Below are 19,379 nucleotides of genomic sequence, written 5' to 3' on the forward strand. Positions count from 1 at the left end.
TACTATTTAAATGCCAAACCATCACGCCAATTTATGCATAGAATAAACTCACTTTACTCATTATTATCCGTATAATATCTTATTAAATAACTCTATTGTTCTCAGGGCTGGATAGATGAAAACACGACTACTGGAGATGGCGATAAATGAAACTGAAATGGTGCGTCGTCAGTCTTTGATTCAACTGACTGATGAAGATTTATCCATACTTGAACAGCGTTTAAATTTGCTCTCTTTAAGCACAATAGACCTAGCAGAACACACCGTAGAAAAGCTAACTTCCTTAACGGTAAGTAAAGTCATGTTCAAAAGAGTTAAAGGAGAGCTAAACGTACTCGTCAGCCGTCTGCTCAACACGCTCTGTACACTCAATTTTAATATTGATTACTTATACACTCGTGCCGACATCAGCCAATTTTTAGTTACTCACGAAATATCGGTTATTGACCTTACTCTTTGTTTGCATAACACCTACTCACACATAGCTGAGCGCCTACATTTGTCTTTGGTGGAAGACAACCTAGACCCAACACCGACCCTTGCTGCGTGGAATAAACGAGTTTTGTTGGAGACTCAACTCCTCTCTGAAATGTTCCATTACCTGCATCAGCTTAACGGAAATAGCCACTTCAAAGCACAGCCTTTGAGGGACGAACTGACAGGGGTTTACAACAAACCCGCATTTATTGATGAATTAGATCGAACTATTGCACTTTGCGACCGTTCAAATGATTCACTGACTATTTTGCATATAGATTTCCATGCATTGGCAAAAATCAATGACCGGCTTGGCTATGAAGTCGGTAATGCAGTTTTGCAGCAATTTACCAATATTTGTGCAGAACAGTTACGCAAAACTGAAACCATCGCACGTGATGGTGGTGAGTTTTTTATTTTATTGCCCTGCGCGCCAATAAAAAATATACCGGTTATTTGCGAACGTATTATCCAAAGATTTGAAGAAACCGTAGAAACTCAAACGACTTTAAGAATTGGGGCGTGTGCTTACTCACCTCAAGGTGATATTACGCTTGAACAATTGCTTTGCTGCGCGGAAACACATTTGAAGTACGCGAAAGAGCGCTCACTGATCACCGATAATCATGAATTCAGCTTAGGTACAAAGAAAACCACTAATAATGTTCTACGACTGATCAAATAGGATTCAAGAAAATCTAAAGATAAGTTTTTATGGTTTTGCGTTTATTAAACCGAGAAACCAAGCCATAATCATGAAAAATCATCATATTGAGCTTAACTTGAAATTACCTTCGACTCTGACTTTTACTACCATCAACATGCTCAATTACCTTGAGCCACCAAATGCGTACTACGATTTTGAAAACATCTACAGTCAGGACGAGTGGCAGCAAAAACAAAATTGGTTTTCAAACGCGATACAAACACTCGATAGTGATGTGATTGGCTTTCAAGAAGTGTTCAGCCCAGATTCGTTAGCGTCACTTTTACAAACACTTGGCTACCCATATTTCGAGGTTGTTGATTCCCCTCATGTAGAAAGTGATTATTTGTATACCTCTCCTGTCGTAGCCATTGCTTCACGCTATCCAATAATTCAAGTTCGCCCAGTCACCCCCAACCTTGATTTGCTCAAGAGTTTCAATGCAGCCAGTGATTTTTCTTTTAATCGCACACCAGTACACGCCACGATTGATCTGCCTCACTTAGGCGCGACCGATTGTTATGTGGTGCACTTTAAGTCGCAAAGACCTTCTGAACCCCATACTGATACTGATACTGATACTGATAAGAATAAAGAGCCAAGTAGTGATTCTTTAAACCAATTACATACCGAACAACTGGGCAGGTGGCTTTCTACAGTGCAAAGAGGTTTTGAGAGTAACCTGCTGCACAAGTACATTTCTCAGCAACGCCTTCAATCTGATCAACCCATTATGGTTATGGGCGATTTTAACAAACCGATTTTCCATGATGAATTCAATGGGCTGTTGTCTTACATGTTGAATCGTGATGAAGCTAGTAAGAACTGGTTATCTCACTTTCGATTACGAGACAGTTGGGATCTCTACCACCAGCTTCACCAAGAAGATTTATTAGAACATCGAAAGCCTACGCATTACTACGGAGCGACAGGCTCTGTTTTGGATTATATTTTACTTTCGAATGAGTTCGATTGCCAAAATTCATCCAGCTTAATGGAAGTCCACGGATTCACCGTCACAGACAAACACATCGTTAATCCAAGCTTTGAGGTTGACCAATTTAGTACCGATCACGCTTTAGTGTCGGTGACAGTTCGTATTCGAGAATAACCTCACGCAGCCTTTGATTACCTCAAATCTATCGAAGATAACCCTAATCCTATTTTCGATAACTACGACTCAGCCATTAAGTGGCATTTCGCTGAATGTCACTTCTCCCCACTCCCTTATAAATATTCACTAGGCAACACTCTTGCCTGCCTGCTTCTATTTCTTCATCTTCATCTTCATCTTCATCTTCATCTTCATCTTCATCTTCAAGGATGTTCCCTTACAAATACGGTTTTGATGACGTTAATCGCGTGAGCTTCATCACCAAAAAACACGCCATCGAAACGTTTCGATGATCGTTATCACACAATTTAAAACAGAGAAGTGCAATTGATAAATGAAACACTATTATCACTATCGAAACGTTTCGATGGGTTTTATTTGAGCTTCTCTCATACCCACAGCGTTCTTTAAGTAGGTAGCAATATGAAAAAAAGTACTCTAATTAATTCAGACCTTTCATACCTTGTGGCAACGCTTGGCCACACTGATGAGATCACTATCTGCGATGCGGGTTTACCTATCCCTAACCATGTACGACGTATTGATCTAGCATTAACTCACGGAGTACCGAGTTTTCAGCAAACGGTACAAACGATGCTCGATGAATCACAAATTCAAGGTGTGGTTATCGCCGACGAATTCGTAACAGTGAGCCCGGAGCATCACGCCGTTCTTATCGAGCAGCTTAAAGCTGAAGAAGCGCGCTGTGGAAAAACTATCGCTGTCACTTACATCAGCCATGAGGCTTTTAAGGAACGTACCAATGACAGCCGAGCGGTGATCCGGACTGGTGAATGTACACCTTATGCGAACGTTATTTTTCAAGCTGGGGTGACCTTTTAACCACGTACTTTGACGTAATTCACTCTAACTTTATTTTAATTATTCTGGCCCCGAGTAAGGAACCAAGATGACTCAAGCCATTTTAGAACTTAGCGCTATTGAGAAAGCATTCCCTGGTGTGAAAGCCTTAGACAAAGCTAGCCTCAATGTTTATCCAGGACGCGTAATGGCGCTAATGGGTGAAAACGGTGCTGGTAAATCGACGTTAATGAAAGTGCTCACGGGTATTTATCACCTAGATGCGGGCAGCATTGCTTATCAAGGTCAGCCAGCCGCATTTAAAGGACCTCGTGACTCACAAGAAGCGGGAATCAGCATTATCCACCAAGAGTTAAACTTAATTCCGGAGCTGACGATTGCTGAAAACATCTTCCTAGGACGTGAAATTACCGGAACCATGGGTCGTATTCTTTGGAATGAAATGTACCAAGAGGCCGATAAATTACTAAAGCGTTTAAACGTAAACCACAGTTCTAAAACTCCTTTAGGGCAACTTAGCCTTGGTGAGCAGCAAATGGTTGAGATTGCCAAAGCGCTGTCGTTTCAATCTAAGGTCATCATTATGGATGAACCAACGGATGCCCTAACCGACACAGAAACCGAATCGCTGTTTAAGGTGATCCATGAACTTCGCGCTGAAGGCTGCGGCATTGTTTACATCTCTCATCGCTTAAAAGAAATCTTTGAAATTTGTGACGATATTACTGTGCTTCGTGACGGAAAATTCATTGGTCAATGTGAAGTAAAAGACACCGATGAAGATGGCCTAATCGAAATGATGGTAGGTCGTAAACTAGATGAGCAATACCCTCGAATCGATGTGCAATTTGGTGAGACTTGCCTTGAAGTGATAGGGCTAACAGGTTCAGGCGTAGATGACGTGAGCTTTACTCTTAAACGCGGAGAGATATTAGGTGTTTCTGGTCTTATGGGTGCAGGTCGAACTGAGCTAATGAAAGTGATTTATGGCGCTTTACCAAGTGAACGCGGTGTCATTAATTTAGATAATAAGACCATTAACCCAGCCTCTCCTAAAGATGGTCTTGCCAATGGCATTGCTTATATCTCTGAAGACCGTAAAGGCGACGGGTTGGTTTTAGGACTATCGGTTAAAGACAACATGTCACTGTGCGCTTTAGACCAGTTAACCATCAATGGAAAAATCCAGCATACTGATGAAGTCATTGCTGTGGATGATTTCATTAAGTTATTCAATATCAAAACCCCGACTCGTGAACAAATCATTGGCAACCTTTCCGGCGGTAATCAGCAAAAAGTGGCGATTGCCAAAGGGTTAATGACCAAACCTAAAGTACTTATCCTCGACGAGCCAACTCGCGGTGTCGATGTAGGTGCAAAGAAAGAAATTTATCAACTCATCAATAAATTTAAAGCGGAAGGCATGAGCATTATTTTAGTCTCTTCTGAAATGCCTGAAGTGTTAGGGATGAGTGACCGCATCATGGTGATGCATGAAGGCAAAATTAGCGGTGAGTTTGACGCTAAAGATGCGAACCAAGAATTACTACTGGCGTGTGCGGTCGGTAAAAAGATCAATAAGGATGCAGCATGAGTACTAAAACCATGAGCAAAACAACTGAAACTGAAGTACCAAAGAAAAAGCCGCTGATCAGCAAAGAATGGCTGATCGATCAAAAATCATTGATTGCTTTGATCTTTTTAATTGTTGTCGTTTCTTTCTTAAACCCTAACTTTTTCACAGTCGACAATATTCTTAACATCCTACGCCAAACCTCTATCAACGCCATTATTGCAGTTGGTATGACGCTGGTCATTTTAACGGCTGGCATTGATTTAAGTGTTGGTTCTGTCCTTGCTTTATGTGGTGCATTTGCCGCTAGTTTAATTGCTATGGAAATTCCGGTATTGATTGCAGTACCGACCGCGCTTGTTGCAGGTGCTGCTTTAGGCGCTATCAGCGGTGTGATTATTGCGAAAGGCAAAGTCCAAGCATTCATTGCAACTCTCGTTACCATGACTCTGCTACGCGGTGTCACTATGGTTTACACCGATGGTCGCCCTATTTCTACTGGCTTTACTGACACTGCGGATGCGTTTGCTTGGTTTGGTACTGGTTACGCTTTGGGCATCCCTGTTCCAGTATGGATTATGGTGGTTGTGTTTGCAGCGGTTTGGTACTTGCTTAACCACACTCGCTTCGGTCGCTATGTTTATGCCCTAGGCGGCAATGAATCTGCTGCACGCCTTTCTGGTATCGATGTCGATAAAGTTAAAATCGGTGTCTATGCAATCTGTGGTCTGTTGGCAGCCGTCGCTGGCATTATCGTCGCGTCACGTCTTTCTTCAGCACAACCAACAGCTGGTATGGGCTATGAACTTGATGCGATAGCAGCGGTGGTTTTAGGCGGTACAAGCTTAGCCGGCGGCCGTGGTCGAATTATGGGCACTTTAGTCGGCGCTTTGATTATCGGCTTCTTAAACAACGCCCTAAACCTATTAGACGTATCTTCGTACTACCAAATGATTGCCAAAGCAGTGGTTATTCTTCTGGCGGTATTAGTGGACAACAAAAACAAGTAACTGATAACACTGAATAATTATAAGAAACACATAACTATTTGATAACTGTACTACTAATAATATGACATCAGAGCTAGGTGCTAGAACATTTGGGCTAACCAGTAGAGCGTTTTAACTAACCCTTAAAATACTTGAACTAAAGTATTAGCACACTTGAACCAGCCCTAGCTCGCCCCCTACACAAAGGACTATAACGATGAAAAAATTAGCGACTCTTATTTCTGCTGCTGTACTTTCAACTTCTGTATCTGTGTCTGCACAGGCTCAAGATACAATGGCAATCGTACTATCCACTCTAAACAACCCATTCTTTGTAACGATGAAAGATGGCGCAGAAGCAAAAGCGGAAGAGCTAGGTTACAAGCTAATCGTTCTTGATTCACAGAATGATCCAAGCAAAGAGCTATCAAACATCGAAGATTTGACGATTCGAGGCGTGAAAGCCATTCTGATCAACCCAACGGATTCAGATGCTGTTTCTAATGCCATTCGTATGGCAAACCGCTCAAACATACCAGTACTAACGCTGGACCGTGGTGCAAGCCGTGGTGATGTAGTGAGCCACATTGCTTCTGATAACGTGATCGGTGGTGAAATGGCAGGGCACTTCATCATGGAAAAAGTAGGTGAAAAAGCAAAAGTAATTCAACTTGAAGGCATCGCGGGTACTTCTGCTGCACGTGAGCGTGGTGAAGGCTTCATGAACACGGTAAACGGTAGTGACCTTGAATTATTAGCAAGCCAACCTGCCGATTTCGACCGTACTAAAGGTCTGAACGTAATGGAAAATTTATTAGCAGCTAATCCTGATGTGCAAGCCGTATTCGCACAAAATGATGAAATGGCATTGGGAGCACTTCGCGCCGTTCAAGCTTCAGGCAAAGACGTGATGATTGTTGGGTTTGATGGTACTGACGATGGCATTGCTGCTGTTAACCGTGGCAAGTTAGCTGCAACTGTTGCTCAACAACCAGACCTAATTGGTTCACTTGGTATTGAAATGGCTGACAAAGTGCTGAAAGGCGAAACCGTTGAAGCTTACGTACCAGTTCCTTTAAAAATCATCGCTCAGTAATCCTGTTTAGCGCTGAAAATCTAATTAAGCAGGGAGTCCAATACCTCCCTGCTCATTAACTCTAAGCTTATTAACTCTAAGCTTAAAATTAAAAATTCAGATAGTGCATCGCTGTTTCTCATCCAATATCTAATGAGAGGAGCAACAGCCATGCATTTTCAAATACGATATATCATAAGGCTCGTATCATGACTCAACTGATTGTTTTAGGTAGCGTAAACGCTGACCATGTTTTGCAAGTTCCTTCATTCCCTCGCCCTGGTGAAACTTTAGTGGGCGGTAACTATCAAGTAATTCCAGGTGGGAAAGGCGCAAACCAAGCGGTTGCTGCTGCTCGTTTAAAAGCAGATATCGGCTTCATTTCATGCGTAGGTGACGATGCATTTGGTCTTAATATTCGCCAAGCATTTGCACAAGATGGCATCAATACAGATGGCGTGATCATTGCCGATAAAACCCCAACAGGCATCGCGATGATCCAAGTTTCCGCTTCGGGTGAAAACAGCATTTGTTTATCAGCTGAAGCCAACGACAAATTAACGTGTGAACAAATTGAACCACACTTACAAAAAATACGTGATGCAAAATACTTATTAACTCAGCTTGAAACACCAATTGAAGGCATCGAGTATGCAGCTAAAGTAGCAAAAGAAAACAGAACGAATGTTGTGTTAAACCCCGCCCCTGCCCGCCCTTTATCAGATGAATTACTGGCGTGTATTGATGTGATCACCCCAAATGAAACGGAAGCTGAAGTACTAACAGGTATCACAGTCACAGATGACCAAAGTGCTCAGAAAGCTTCAGAAGCATTGCATTTGAAAGGTATTGAAATTGTGATGATCACATTAGGTGCTAAAGGTGTTTGGCTAAGCCAAAATGGACGTGGTGAACTTATTCCAGGGTTTCGTATAGAAGCCACTGATACTACAGCGGCTGGAGACACCTTCAATGGTGCATTCGTAACGGGTTTGCTTGAAAATATGTCAATTGAGCAAGCCATCAAGTTTGCTCATGCTGCTGCGGCTATTTCAGTGACCCGTTTTGGGGCACAAACTTCGATTCCTAGCCGAGAAGAAACCGACACTTTTCTTGCGAAGCAAATGCAGTAAGCCCATAAAAGATATTACGTAATCTGTTGTATTTCCTTTAGAATGAGTTTCATGGAAAGATCTAAACGTAGTTATCTTTAATCAACACAGTTCTATTCGCGGGTTTATAGTCTGTACTTTTAGTGCTGTGTTTAAGATCATTTTCCGGCTACGACTCAAATTTAACATTCTCAATTGGGTACATTCAGTTTGAGCGCATTCAGTATCATCACAAGGACTTAATATGGCTACGATGAAAGACATCGCCAGGTTAGCAAAAGTATCGACTTCTACCGTTAGTCACGTGATTAATAAATCTCGGTTCGTCAGTGATGAAATCGCAGAGCGAGTCAATAACGCCGCTAAAGAGCTGAATTATGCACCATCGGCATTGGCACGTAGCTTAAAAATGAAACGCACCAATACTATAGGCATGCTGGTCACCACGTCTACCAACCCATTCTTTGGTGAAGTGGTAAAAGGGGTAGAACGTCGCTGCTATGAAAAAGGCTATAACCTGATTTTATGCAATACGGAAGGTGACAGCGAACGCATGAAATCATCCATCGATACTTTGCTACAAAAGCGAGTTGATGGGCTTATGCTCATGTGCTCAACCCTTGAAGGTGAACATTTAGATGTATTTGAACGTTATCCAGAACTACCCGTAGTGGTCATGGATTGGGGACCAATGCTTTTTGCCAGCGATAAGATCCAGGATAATTCGCACCAAGGTGGATATATGGCAACCAAGTACTTGATAGACAATGGTCACACGGAGATTGGTTGTATCACCGGTCCTTTACACCGAAATCAAGCTTCTTTACGTTATGAAGGCTATAAGAAAGCCATGGCGGATGCGAACCTAGAGCTAAACCCCCAATGGATTATTGAGTCTAATTTCATGTGTGATGGTGGGTTTGATTCTTACCATAAGCTCAAGAGCAAAGGTCAATTACCTAGCGCCCTATTTGTATGTAACGACATGATGGCAATGGGCGTGATCAATGCGGCTTATCAAGATGGTCTGCATATCCCAAGTGATCTTTCTATTATTGGATATGATGACATTCACTTATCTAAATTCATGACTCCCTCTTTAACGACTATCCACCAGCCTAAGCATCGATTAGGGAAAGCGGCTGTTGATACCTTAATCAACCGACTTAAAACACCAGATGCCTACCCGCAAGTTGTCGAGCTTGAACCTACGCTAGTAGTAAGAGACAGCGTACAAACGCTTTAAATTCAATCGGTCTCATTTCAAAAAACAATGGCATTTGTGACTCAAGGCAACGCTCACCACGTTGCCTTATTTATTGGCTTAACTCGCAACTTAAAGTACTCGCCGCCAAGACAATTCATCGCCGATGAGTACTAATGACCAAGAGTACCAGCTCCCTAATCACCAAAAGCAAGTTGCTGTAAAAACTCACTTTCAAAATCTTCTTCTATGGGCTTATTAAAGCAGTCAATCAGCCAATCTATTTTCTGCTGGCTCAATTGCCCACTGACCACAAAAGCTTGTTGCATACCCGTTGAAGCTAACTTCGCAGTGCCAAAGCTTTTCTCTCGCAAGTCATGACGTCCAGTTACAGATTGCATTGGATCTTTTCCTAGCTCTCCTCCTTCTCCGTGAAAGTGCAGTGTTTTAGATCGACTTGAGTTGTCCGTAGAAAGGGTGTCTAGTTTATTCGCAAGGTCAATAACCAACGTCATAGGGTTTTTATGTGAAGAGATTCTATATAGGAAGCCACCTTCGACTCTTTGCCTTACCCAGTAGTCAAATTCATCACAATCTAAAATTGACTCACTGATCAACGCCGCTTCACTTTTATACCCACACGCTTCTAAAATAATGGGTGTGTGCTTAAACTCTGGCTGCCCAGATGCGCTATCCACATTTGGTAAAATCAAATCACAAGGCTTAGTGTCTTTCGCTGTAGTGCCATTCCAATGTATCGGCATAAAAACCTGTTCTGGCTGTACATCTTTCGTCACCATCAGTCTTGCCTGACATTCACCTTGCCGACTTTTCACTCGCACCACTTGTGGTTGTTTCAAACTATTCAAAATCTGTTGAGAATCAGGCAAGTTAGACACATCTGGATGTAAACCTAACAGGCTCACTGTATCAGGATGAACCGCAACAAAAGGTTCAGGGGTATGCTCGCCTAAATCAGCCGCAAGCCCAGTACGAGACATAGTATGCCATTGATCTCGAATGCGCCCCGTATTCAGGAGTAATGGGTATTCAGATGATCTTGACGCGATTGGATCTTGATGCTCAACGGGCACGAACTGAGCTTTTCCAGACGCGGTGAAAAATTGATTATCGGTAAACATCCGTTGATTGACCAAATCCGTTTGTAACTGCATCACTGGCCACTGCTGGGGGGTAAGGCGGCTATAACCTTGATCATCTAACTGAGTTAACCCAATCAAACAGAGATCTCGCTGTTTACCACCTTGGTTCTCTAAGCTGGTCATGCGGCAGTATTCATTAAAGATCTGACCTTCATGTAAGTAATCAAACTGTTTTGAGAAGCCCATCTTTTGCGCAACTTGGCTTATCATCCACCAATCAGGTTTTGCTTCTCCAGGGCTGGGTAGAATACGCCTTTGACGAGAGATTCGACGCTCTGAATTGGTCACAGTGCCCGACTTTTCACTCCAACCTTGTGCGGGTAATAATATATCGGCAAGGCGCGTGGTTTCAGTATCTTCAATACAATCCGACACCACTACAAATGGGCACCTTTCCAACGCTTCTTTCACTTTCACACTATCAGGCAAACTCACAACTGGGTTCGTTGCCATTATCCATACCGCTTTAATCTTTCCTTCATGCATTGCATCAAATAAGTCTATGGCTTTAAGCCCTGCTTGCTCGGCTAAATTGTCCGTTTGCCAAAAGTCACTGATCAAATGGTGAGCTTGAGCGTCGCCAAATTCAAAGTGAGAAGCCAACGTGTTCGCTAAGCCGCCAACTTCTCTTCCGCCCATAGCGTTGGGCTGTCCGGTGACTGAGAAAGGTCCCATTCCCTGCTTACCTATCTTACCGGTCGCTAAATGGCAGTTGATGATGGCATTGACTTTATCGCAGCCTTGGCTGGATTGGTTCACACCTTGAGAATAGATCGTGATGACTTTGTTCGTGCGAGAAAAAGCTTCATAAAAGGATTCTAGCTCTTGTGAAGTCAGCCCCGTAATTTGCTCTGTGGCTTCACGAGTTTCGGCTTGTTTAGCCGCAGGTTTCATTGCTTTGTTAAAACCTTCGGTGAATTGATCAATGTAGTCCTGATCCAAGTAATCCTTTTCCTCTAGATACGAAAAAAGACCATTAAATAACGCGACATCCGAACCGGATTGAATCGCAAGGTGATGGTCAGCAATATCACAGGTTTCCGTCACCCGAGGATCAATTACAATGACCTTTAAATTTGGATTAGCTTGCTTGGCAGCCCTTAGCCTTTGGAATAAAACAGGATGACACCACGCGAGGTTAGAGCCCGTAATCACGACAAGCTCGGTCTGTTCTAGATCTTCATAGCAGACTGGTACAGTGTCTGAGCCAAATGCGCGTTTATGCCCAACCACACTCGATGCCATACATAAGCGGGAATTACTGTCGATATTCCCGCTGCCGATGAAACCCTTCATCAATTTGTTCGCGACATAGTAATCTTCTGTCAACAATTGCCCAGAGACATAAAACGCGACGGAATCTGGACCATGATCTTTAATTGTTTCGGCAAATTTATCTGCAATCAGTTGGGTGGCTTCATCCCAATCAACGGCTTTTCCATTCTCTGGAGCCTTTCCACTCCTAGAGGCTACAAGTGTCGGTTGTAGCATTCTCCCAATAGGCGTCACTGTATTGCCTAATGCCGCCCCTTTGGTACAAAGTTTTCCATAATTTGAAGGATGGTGTTTATCCCCTCTTATTTCTAATTTCCCTGAAGAGGTAGGCCTTGCTTCAATGCCACAACCGACACCGCAATAAGCACAGGTAGATTTTATCCATTCTTGTTGTGAACTCGTCATTCATCCCTCACGCAATTATCCTTAATTGTATGTAAGACACTACAGCAATTTGCACGCCAGCTTTATTACCAGTTTAAAATTAAAAAATTAACCAATTAAAACAACAAGATAATGAAATTAATCATATGAATCATTTTGATTAATTCATACCACTCGATATATAACCTTAAATTTGCACCAACTTACGCAAAGCTGCACCATTAACGCTCATTTTAATCAATTAACTTAAAAATAAACCTACCACTTTAGGGGTACACTAAAAACAAAGGAATATAATAAGACATTGTTAAGTAAGGATTAAAAATACAAATCACCTTATAAATATCACTTTGGCACCCTCCTTGCTGAACCAACACAAAGGACGAATAAATACAAAATTCAGAATGAACGATAAGTAAGAGAAAAACCTCTATTTACTCTCTCATTTATCATTCCTATCTGAACCAGTTGATAAAAAGGAATTTGCAATGAGCCAGACACCTACAAGAAAAACTAAGATTGTTGTCGTTGGAAATGGCATGGTCGGACATAAATTTATCGATAATCTGATTCAAGATAAATCCGATGAATTTGACATCATCACTTTCTGTGAAGAGTCTCGATTAGCTTATGATCGCGTACAACTCACTTCTTACTTTGATGAAGGTAAAGGGGCGGATGATCTCGCCCTAGCCAGTGAAGGTTATTACCAAAGTAACGGAATTAACTACTTACTCAACAGCAAAGTAACTCAGCTTGATACAGACAATAACCAAGTCATCACCGACAGTGGTCATATTGAAAGTTACGACAAGCTAGTACTAGCAACGGGCTCATTCCCATTTGTTCCCCCTATTCCCGGTAATGACCAAGAACATTGTCATGTCTACCGTACTTTAGATGATTTAGATGCCATCGAGTTATCAAGCAAGCAGAGCAAATCAGGCGTGGTAATTGGTGGTGGCTTGCTGGGTCTTGAAGCTGCTAACGCCGTTAAGAACTTAGGGCTAGAAACGCATGTTGTTGAATTCGCGCCTCGCTTAATGGCGGTTCAATTGGATGATGGAGGCGGTGCACTTCTACGCAGAAAGATTGAAGGACTTGGGGTTCAAGTTCATACCGAAAAAGCGACATCAGAAATTATAGCGGGTGACACTGCCCGCTACCGAATGAACTTTGCTGACGGTACTCACCTTGAAACCGATATGATCGTCTTTTCTGCTGGTATCCGCCCTAAAGATGCGCTGGCACGCAGCTCAAACATCACTATTGGTGAACGTGGCGGGATTGTGATTAATAACCATTGCCAAACCAATATCGATAATGTTTATGCGGTTGGTGAATGTGCACTTTGGGACAACAAAATTTTTGGTTTGGTGGCACCCGGCTATTCCATGGCAAAAGTGGCGGCATCACATATAGCGACCAATGGCGAAACTGAATCGAGCTTTACTGGCGCAGATATGAGTACCAAACTCAAACTGCTAGGTGTAGATGTTGCCAGTATCGGGGAAGTCCACGGGCGAACAGAAGGCGCGCAGTCTTACACTTACAATGATGAAATAGAGCAAGTGTATAAGCGTTTAATCATTTCTGCCGATGGTAAGAAAATTGTCGGTGCTGTACTGGTTGGTGATGCTGAAGCTTACGGCACTTTGCTGCAAACCAAACAAAATGATATGCCCCTTCCTGAAAACCCAGCCGTATTAATTTTACCCAATGTTGCTGACGATTCAGGATCCGCAATGGGCGTAGAAGCCCTGCCAGACACGGCGGTCATTTGTTCATGTTTTGATGTAACCAAAGGCGATATTAAACAGGCGGTTTCTGCAGGTTGCACCACTATGGCCGCGCTGAAAGAATCGACGAATGCTTCAACCGGTTGTGGTGGCTGCTCTGCCTTAGCTAAGCAAGTCTTAGATAGCGAGTTAAGCAATTTAGGCGTAGAAGTCTGTAACGATATTTGTGAGCACTTTGCTTACTCTCGCCAAGAGCTTACCGACATTATTCGAGTCAATAAGATCAAATCATTTGATGAGTTATTGGACTCTCATGGCCAAGGCTTAGGCTGTACCGTGTGTAAGCCAACGATTGGATCTATCCTCGCGTCATACTGGAATGATTACATTCTTGAAGATCAACATTTAGAGCTTCAAGACACTAACGACATTTACCTCGGCAACATGCAAAAAGACGGCACCTACTCTGTAGTGCCTCGTATTGCTGGCGGTGAAATCACACCAGATAGACTCATCGTGTTAGGTGAGGTTGCTAAGAAATTCGATTTATACACCAAGATAACTGGTGGTCAGAGAGTTGATTTATTTGGTGCTCAACTCAACGAATTGCCTGTCATTTGGAAAACTCTTATCGATGCTGGTTTTGAAACGGGTCATGCCTACGGAAAATCCGTTCGTACCGTTAAATCATGCGTGGGCAGCACTTGGTGCCGATATGGTGTGGACGACAGTGTTGGCTTAGCTATCAGGCTTGAAAATAGATACAAAGGGCTACGTTCCCCCCACAAAATCAAATTTGCCGTATCAGGCTGTACCCGTGAATGTGCCGAAGCTCAGTCTAAAGACTTTGGAATTATCGCCACCGATAAAGGCTGGAACTTATACATCTGTGGTAATGGCGGCATGCGCCCACGTCATGGTGATCTTTTTGCTACTGATTTAGATGAAACCACTCTTCTTAAATACATTGACCGAATCCTAATGTTCTACACCCGTACGGCTGATCGCTTACAACGTACTTCGGTGTGGATGGAGAATTTAGAAGGCGGTATGGATTACCTCAAACAAGTGGTCATTGAGGACAAACTTGGTGTAGCAGCTGAGTTAGAAGCCGATATCGAACTGAATATCTCTAAATATCAATGCGAATGGAAAACCACCATTGAAAACCCTAAAAAAATGAAGCGATTCCAACACTTCATCAATAGTGAAGATATGGATGAGAACGTCAGTTTTATCACCGAAAGAGAGCAACGCTTCCCAATGCCACTTTCCAGCTCTTCAATCAACGAGGCTGCAAACAATAAGTCAGAGCATGCGAGTAATAGATCAGAGCAAGAAAAAGCTCAAAGAATCGAAATCACTGAAGTGTCATAACGGTGGTCCTTCACGTCCACAATGATGCATCTAAAAACAATTTTAAACTCATGAGACAAGGAGAACGCCATGGGAAATTGGCTAACAGTCTGTAGCGCAGATGATTTAACTCCCAATGCCGGAATTTGCGCCAAAGTAGAAGATAACCAAGTTGCTATATTTTATTGTAAACGCAACGACAAACTCTACGCTTTATCTAATTACGACCCGATTGGTAAAGCCAATGTCATGTCGCGTGGTATCATCGGCTCGCTCAGCGGTGAACCTTATGTTGCATCGCCTTTATATAAGCAACACTTTCATTTAGAAACAGGGGAATGCTTAGAAGAACCAAGCCACCAGCTGCATAAATTTGAAATTCGAAGACAAGGAAAGCAAGTACAAGTGTTATCACCTGCGGCTTAACGCGCCCAGTCAGACTAAATTTGGTAAACACAATTTTAGTTTGATAAACACGATTTTAAATACTGGATTCAAATTTATTCGCGTTCTTCTTAAACGCAAAATTCGCTTACTAACGATTGTTTAATGAAAGTGCTTTTATTAAAAATTATAGGTTAATGGTAAACGTTACCCGACCGATAAAAGCCACTTTCACTCCATATATAAAGGATTTATTACATGGATAATACAAAGTTTTCGCTGCTGTCATTTACTGGGAAGATGAAGGTTTTACACCTCAGTTGGATGGCTTTTTTTATCACGTTTGTTGTTTGGTTTAACTTTGCCCCACTTTTGCAAATGGTTAAAACCACTTTAGGCTTAAGTACTGAACAAATTAAAACGTTACTCATTTTAAACGTTGCACTAACCATTCCTGCGCGTGTCGTGGTGGGTATGCTCACCGATAAATATGGACCAAGACTGGTGTACTCCACCCTGCTTGCGGTCTGTTCCATACCATGTTTCATGTTTGCATTTGCAGATTCCTTCATTCAAGCCGCTATTGCCCGTTTCCTACTTGGTTTCATTGGCGCAGGTTTTGTTGTTGGTATCCGTTTGGTTTCTGAATGGTTCCCACACAATGAACTGGGTACGGCTGAAGGCATTTACGGCGGTTGGGGTAACTTTGGTTCAGCAGCAGCAGCCTTTACACTACCGACTCTTGCACTGATGTTTGGTGGTGAAGAAGGCTGGCGCTATGCCGTTGGTCTTACCGGCTTAATGAGTTTAGTTTTCGCAGTTATCTTCTATAAAAATGTCACTGACACCCCTAAAGGCGCGACTTACTTTAAACCGAGTCAAGTGACCGCAATGGAAGTGACATCTAAAGGTGACTTCTTCTTCCTACTGATAATGAAGATCCCAATGTATGCCGCTTTAGCGCTATTGGCTTGGAAACTCTCTCCTTCTGGCATCAACATGATCACTGACGTCATGGTCAATACCGTGTATGTCACACTTATTGCCCTTTATGCTTATGAAGTTTCACAAGTATGGAAGGTAAACAAGAAGGTATTTAAAGAAGAAGTGCCTGAAATGCACCAGTACAAGTTCAAGCAAGTTGCCGTGTTAAATGTATTGTACTTTGCAACATTTGGTTCTGAACTTGCGGTTATTTCAATGCTGCCATTGTTCTTCTCGGAAACGTTTGAATTAACCCCAGTGATGGCTGGTATGGTGGCTTCTGCCTATGCATTTATGAACTTAATGTCCAGACCTGGCGGCGGTTGGATTTCAGATAGATTCGGTCGTAAACCAACACTATTAATCCTTACTGCCGGTCTAGCCGTGGGTTACTTCCTAATGGGACAAGTAGGCAGTGATTGGCCTTTATGGTTAGCAGTGGCTACTGCTATGGGTTGTTCTTTCTTTGTTCAAGCGGGTGAAGGGGCGGTATTTGCGACAGTACCTCTGATTAAACGTCGTATGACAGGTCAGATTGCGGGTATGACGGGGGCTTACGGAAACGTAGGTGCTGTGGTTTACCTTACCGTTCTTTCATTTGTTTCATACCAAACGTTCTTCTTAGTTATTGCTGGTACGGCTGTGATTGGCTTTGCAACCCTAATCTTTATGGAAGAACCAAATGGCAAAATAGCAGAAGTGAACGATGATGGTAGCGTGACATTAATTGATGTTTCTCACTAATGAACGTGCGCGTCAATCAATAACTAAATCGGGGGCAACCGTTCTAAGAAACGTTAATGCATCGAAGTGTTATTAGTGAATCATAATGAATGGCTGCCGTTCAAAAGCTCTGCTGTTACTTAGATTTACAGGTATTCGATCACCTGCCTATTCTAAATATCAGTCTGAGCTTTTGTTCTTGCTTCTACTCTTCAACCAAGGGAAGGAGCAATCAAGGGAAAGAGAAGACATGGATCAAGCTTTTAAAAATCCAGAACAAGATCTAAACACCAGCCAAACCAGCAATCAATTAGAGCTGCGTTACGGTGGGTGTTCTTTACAAGGTAGAAGGGATGAAAACCAAGACGCTCTCATTGTTAAGCACCCCAAACTAACTGCTGAACGTGAACTAAAAGGCAGCATCGCCTGTATTGCTGACGGAGTCAGTTGCAGTTCTCAAGGTCAACAGGCAAGCCACACAAGCGTGATGCAGTTTGTCACGGATTACTACGCCACACCCAATAGCTGGACAGTAAAAAAATCGGCTCAAAAGGTTCTAACCGCACTCAACTCTTGGCTTTTCAACTCAAGTAACAAACAAAGCTTATCGCATAACAGCTTAGTGACGACATTTAGCGCCGTAATCTTCAAATCCAATACGGCTCATATCTTCCATGTAGGTGATAGCCGAATTTATCGATATAGATCTCCTCAAGAGCAATCTTCAAAAAACCAATCTTCTACAAAAAATAATACCAATCCGGAGAATAGTGACCAAAAGCGAAGTCATACGCTGACTTTACTCACAAGAGATCACCAGCGAAAAAGCTTTGGTGATAATCACTTTCTCACTCGTGCTCTTGGTATGGATAATAAACTCGATATTGATTATCAAGCCATACCGTTACAGCAAGGTGATATCTTTCTACTCACTACAGATGGCGTTCACGATTATTTACTAGAGGCTGAGATTCTTACCGAATTGAATAAGATGAAGAACTCATCTTTAAATGGTAATCAAGAAGCTAGCGCCTCTGCTAAAAACCAACAAAACCTAGATTCATCAACGACTCAAGTAGCTACACAACCATTAGCCACACAACCATTAACCACACTAAGTGCTGACCACTTCGAAAACGCAGCTCAATCTCTTTGCCACAAAGCTCTAGCGCAGAATAGTAAAGACAACATCACCAGCTTATTGGTGGAAGTTTCCCATTTGCCTAAGCCTTCACACCTTGAATTTCAGGAAAATTTACGAACCCGAGTTATCCCACCAGCTTTAAAAATCGGTAATACCATTGATGGGTTTAAAGTAACAAAAATCATCCATGCTGGTGCGCGCAGCCATGTCTATCAAGTCACTGAGATTGAGACTCAAAAAGAATACATCTTCAAAACCCCCTCTCTTCATTACAGTGAAGATCAAGATACGATCACAAGCTTTTGTAACGAGCAATGGGCGGGCACTCAACTAGATAACAGCAAAATAATGAAAGTGTATCCATGCCCAGCCCACTCTAAATTTTTGTATCAGCTATGTGAGCCGATTCAGGGCATCACACTAAGACAATGGATGTTTGATAACCAATCTGTGCCGCGCACAGCAGCCAAGCTTGATGAGATAAGAAGAATAATTCGTGATGTAATCAGTGCGGTGCGTGTTTTACAGCGAGCGGATATGGTTCACCGTGATTTAAAGCCTGAGAACATCATGTTATTACCAAATGGAGAGATAAAACTGATCGACTTAGGTGCCGTTTTAGTTAAAAGCCTTCAAGAATTAGAACTTAAAGATGCAGTGAGTGGAAACCATTCAAAAAAAATCCCTTTGGGAGCGGCGAACTACATAGCACCAGAATACCTAAACTCTGGCGAAGCCAGTATTCAATCCGATTTGTTTTCAGTCGGCGTGATTTGCTACGAAATGCTGACAGGAGAATTGCCATACAAAGAAATGGACACTCAATCGCTTGCAAAGGCTCGCCATCAAGAATGGCACTATATATCCTTTATAAACAAACATTCTCATCTTCCAGCTTGGTTAGATTTAACCTTAAAAAAGGCTTGTCACCCTAGCCCTAACTCTCGGTATCAAGTATTGAGTGAGTTTGTTGAAGATATCTATTCACCCAATTCTGCTCTAGTTGAAAAACAAAAAAACAGCCCGTTCATTAACCGCCAGCCACTGCAGTTTTGGAAGTTACTCGCCTTGTTACTCGGCTTTGTCGCCATCGCAGAGTTTTTGTTGTTATTGCAATAAACTGCATAGCTAGAGTCTTTATTTATAACGAGTCAT

The 19,379-nt window shown here is 42.5% G+C and carries 13 protein-coding genes; 12 read left to right on the forward strand and 1 reads right to left on the reverse strand.

Features of this window, described 5'->3' with window-relative positions; genetic code table 11:
* Positions 1–115: 115 nt before the first annotated feature.
* The 8 genes from L4C37_RS03690 to L4C37_RS03725 all read left to right on the forward strand — a co-directional run bounded on the left by L4C37_RS03690 (position 116) and on the right by L4C37_RS03725 (position 9,114).
* The gene (locus tag L4C37_RS03690; protein WP_429767901.1) at positions 116–1,162 is read left to right on the forward strand and encodes a GGDEF domain-containing protein; all 1,047 of its coding nucleotides are present in this window, start codon (positions 116–118) and stop codon (positions 1,160–1,162) included.
* 97 nt (positions 1,163–1,259) lie between these two features.
* A complete protein-coding gene (locus tag L4C37_RS03695; protein ID WP_429768041.1) occupies positions 1,260–2,294 on the forward strand; it encodes an endonuclease/exonuclease/phosphatase family protein in 1,035 nt (344 codons plus the stop codon).
* A gap of 426 nt (positions 2,295–2,720) precedes the next feature.
* The gene (gene rbsD / locus L4C37_RS03700; RefSeq protein ID WP_273296258.1) at positions 2,721–3,140 is read left to right on the forward strand and encodes a D-ribose pyranase; all 420 of its coding nucleotides are present in this window, start codon (positions 2,721–2,723) and stop codon (positions 3,138–3,140) included.
* Between the two features lie 67 nt (positions 3,141–3,207).
* Positions 3,208–4,713, forward strand: coding sequence for a ribose ABC transporter ATP-binding protein RbsA (rbsA, locus tag L4C37_RS03705; protein ID WP_429767902.1), 1,506 nt, complete (start codon positions 3,208–3,210; stop codon positions 4,711–4,713).
* Positions 4,710–5,702, forward strand: a complete 993-nt coding sequence (gene rbsC / locus L4C37_RS03710; RefSeq protein WP_429767903.1) for a ribose ABC transporter permease — start codon at positions 4,710–4,712, stop codon at positions 5,700–5,702. Before rbsA ends, rbsC begins: the two co-directional genes overlap by 4 nt.
* A gap of 196 nt (positions 5,703–5,898) precedes the next feature.
* Positions 5,899–6,777: a ribose ABC transporter substrate-binding protein RbsB gene (rbsB, locus tag L4C37_RS03715; protein WP_273296254.1), complete on the forward strand. Its 879-nt coding sequence runs from the start codon at positions 5,899–5,901 to the stop codon at positions 6,775–6,777.
* Between the two features lie 188 nt (positions 6,778–6,965).
* Positions 6,966–7,889: a ribokinase gene (gene rbsK / locus L4C37_RS03720; RefSeq protein WP_429767904.1), complete on the forward strand. Its 924-nt coding sequence runs from the start codon at positions 6,966–6,968 to the stop codon at positions 7,887–7,889.
* Positions 7,890–8,112: 223 nt separating this feature from the next.
* Positions 8,113–9,114: a substrate-binding domain-containing protein gene (locus L4C37_RS03725; protein WP_137373844.1), complete on the forward strand. Its 1,002-nt coding sequence runs from the start codon at positions 8,113–8,115 to the stop codon at positions 9,112–9,114.
* Between the two features lie 155 nt (positions 9,115–9,269).
* Here L4C37_RS03725 and L4C37_RS03730 read toward each other — a convergent pair whose 3' ends face one another.
* Positions 9,270–11,915, reverse strand: a complete 2,646-nt coding sequence (locus L4C37_RS03730; protein ID WP_429767905.1) for a molybdopterin oxidoreductase family protein — start codon at positions 11,913–11,915, stop codon at positions 9,270–9,272.
* Between the two features lie 467 nt (positions 11,916–12,382).
* Between L4C37_RS03730 and nirB the strand changes: the two genes are divergently transcribed.
* The 4 genes from nirB to L4C37_RS03750 all read left to right on the forward strand — a co-directional run bounded on the left by nirB (position 12,383) and on the right by L4C37_RS03750 (position 19,343).
* A complete protein-coding gene (gene nirB, locus L4C37_RS03735; RefSeq protein WP_429767906.1) occupies positions 12,383–15,010 on the forward strand; it encodes a nitrite reductase large subunit NirB in 2,628 nt (875 codons plus the stop codon).
* 69 nt (positions 15,011–15,079) lie between these two features.
* The gene (gene nirD, locus L4C37_RS03740) at positions 15,080–15,415 is read left to right on the forward strand and encodes a nitrite reductase small subunit NirD (protein ID WP_137373841.1); all 336 of its coding nucleotides are present in this window, start codon (positions 15,080–15,082) and stop codon (positions 15,413–15,415) included.
* A 216-nt stretch (positions 15,416–15,631) separates the two neighbouring features.
* The gene (locus L4C37_RS03745) at positions 15,632–17,101 is read left to right on the forward strand and encodes a NarK family nitrate/nitrite MFS transporter (RefSeq protein ID WP_372266543.1); all 1,470 of its coding nucleotides are present in this window, start codon (positions 15,632–15,634) and stop codon (positions 17,099–17,101) included.
* A 229-nt stretch (positions 17,102–17,330) separates the two neighbouring features.
* Entirely contained in the window at positions 17,331–19,343 is a 2,013-nt protein-coding gene (locus L4C37_RS03750) for a bifunctional protein-serine/threonine kinase/phosphatase (RefSeq protein ID WP_429767907.1), read from the forward strand.
* The last annotated feature ends 36 nt before the right edge of the window (positions 19,344–19,379 follow it).

It is taken from the genome of Vibrio kagoshimensis (genome assembly GCF_050337535.1).
Lineage (GTDB): Bacteria > Pseudomonadota > Gammaproteobacteria > Enterobacterales > Vibrionaceae > Vibrio > Vibrio gallaecicus.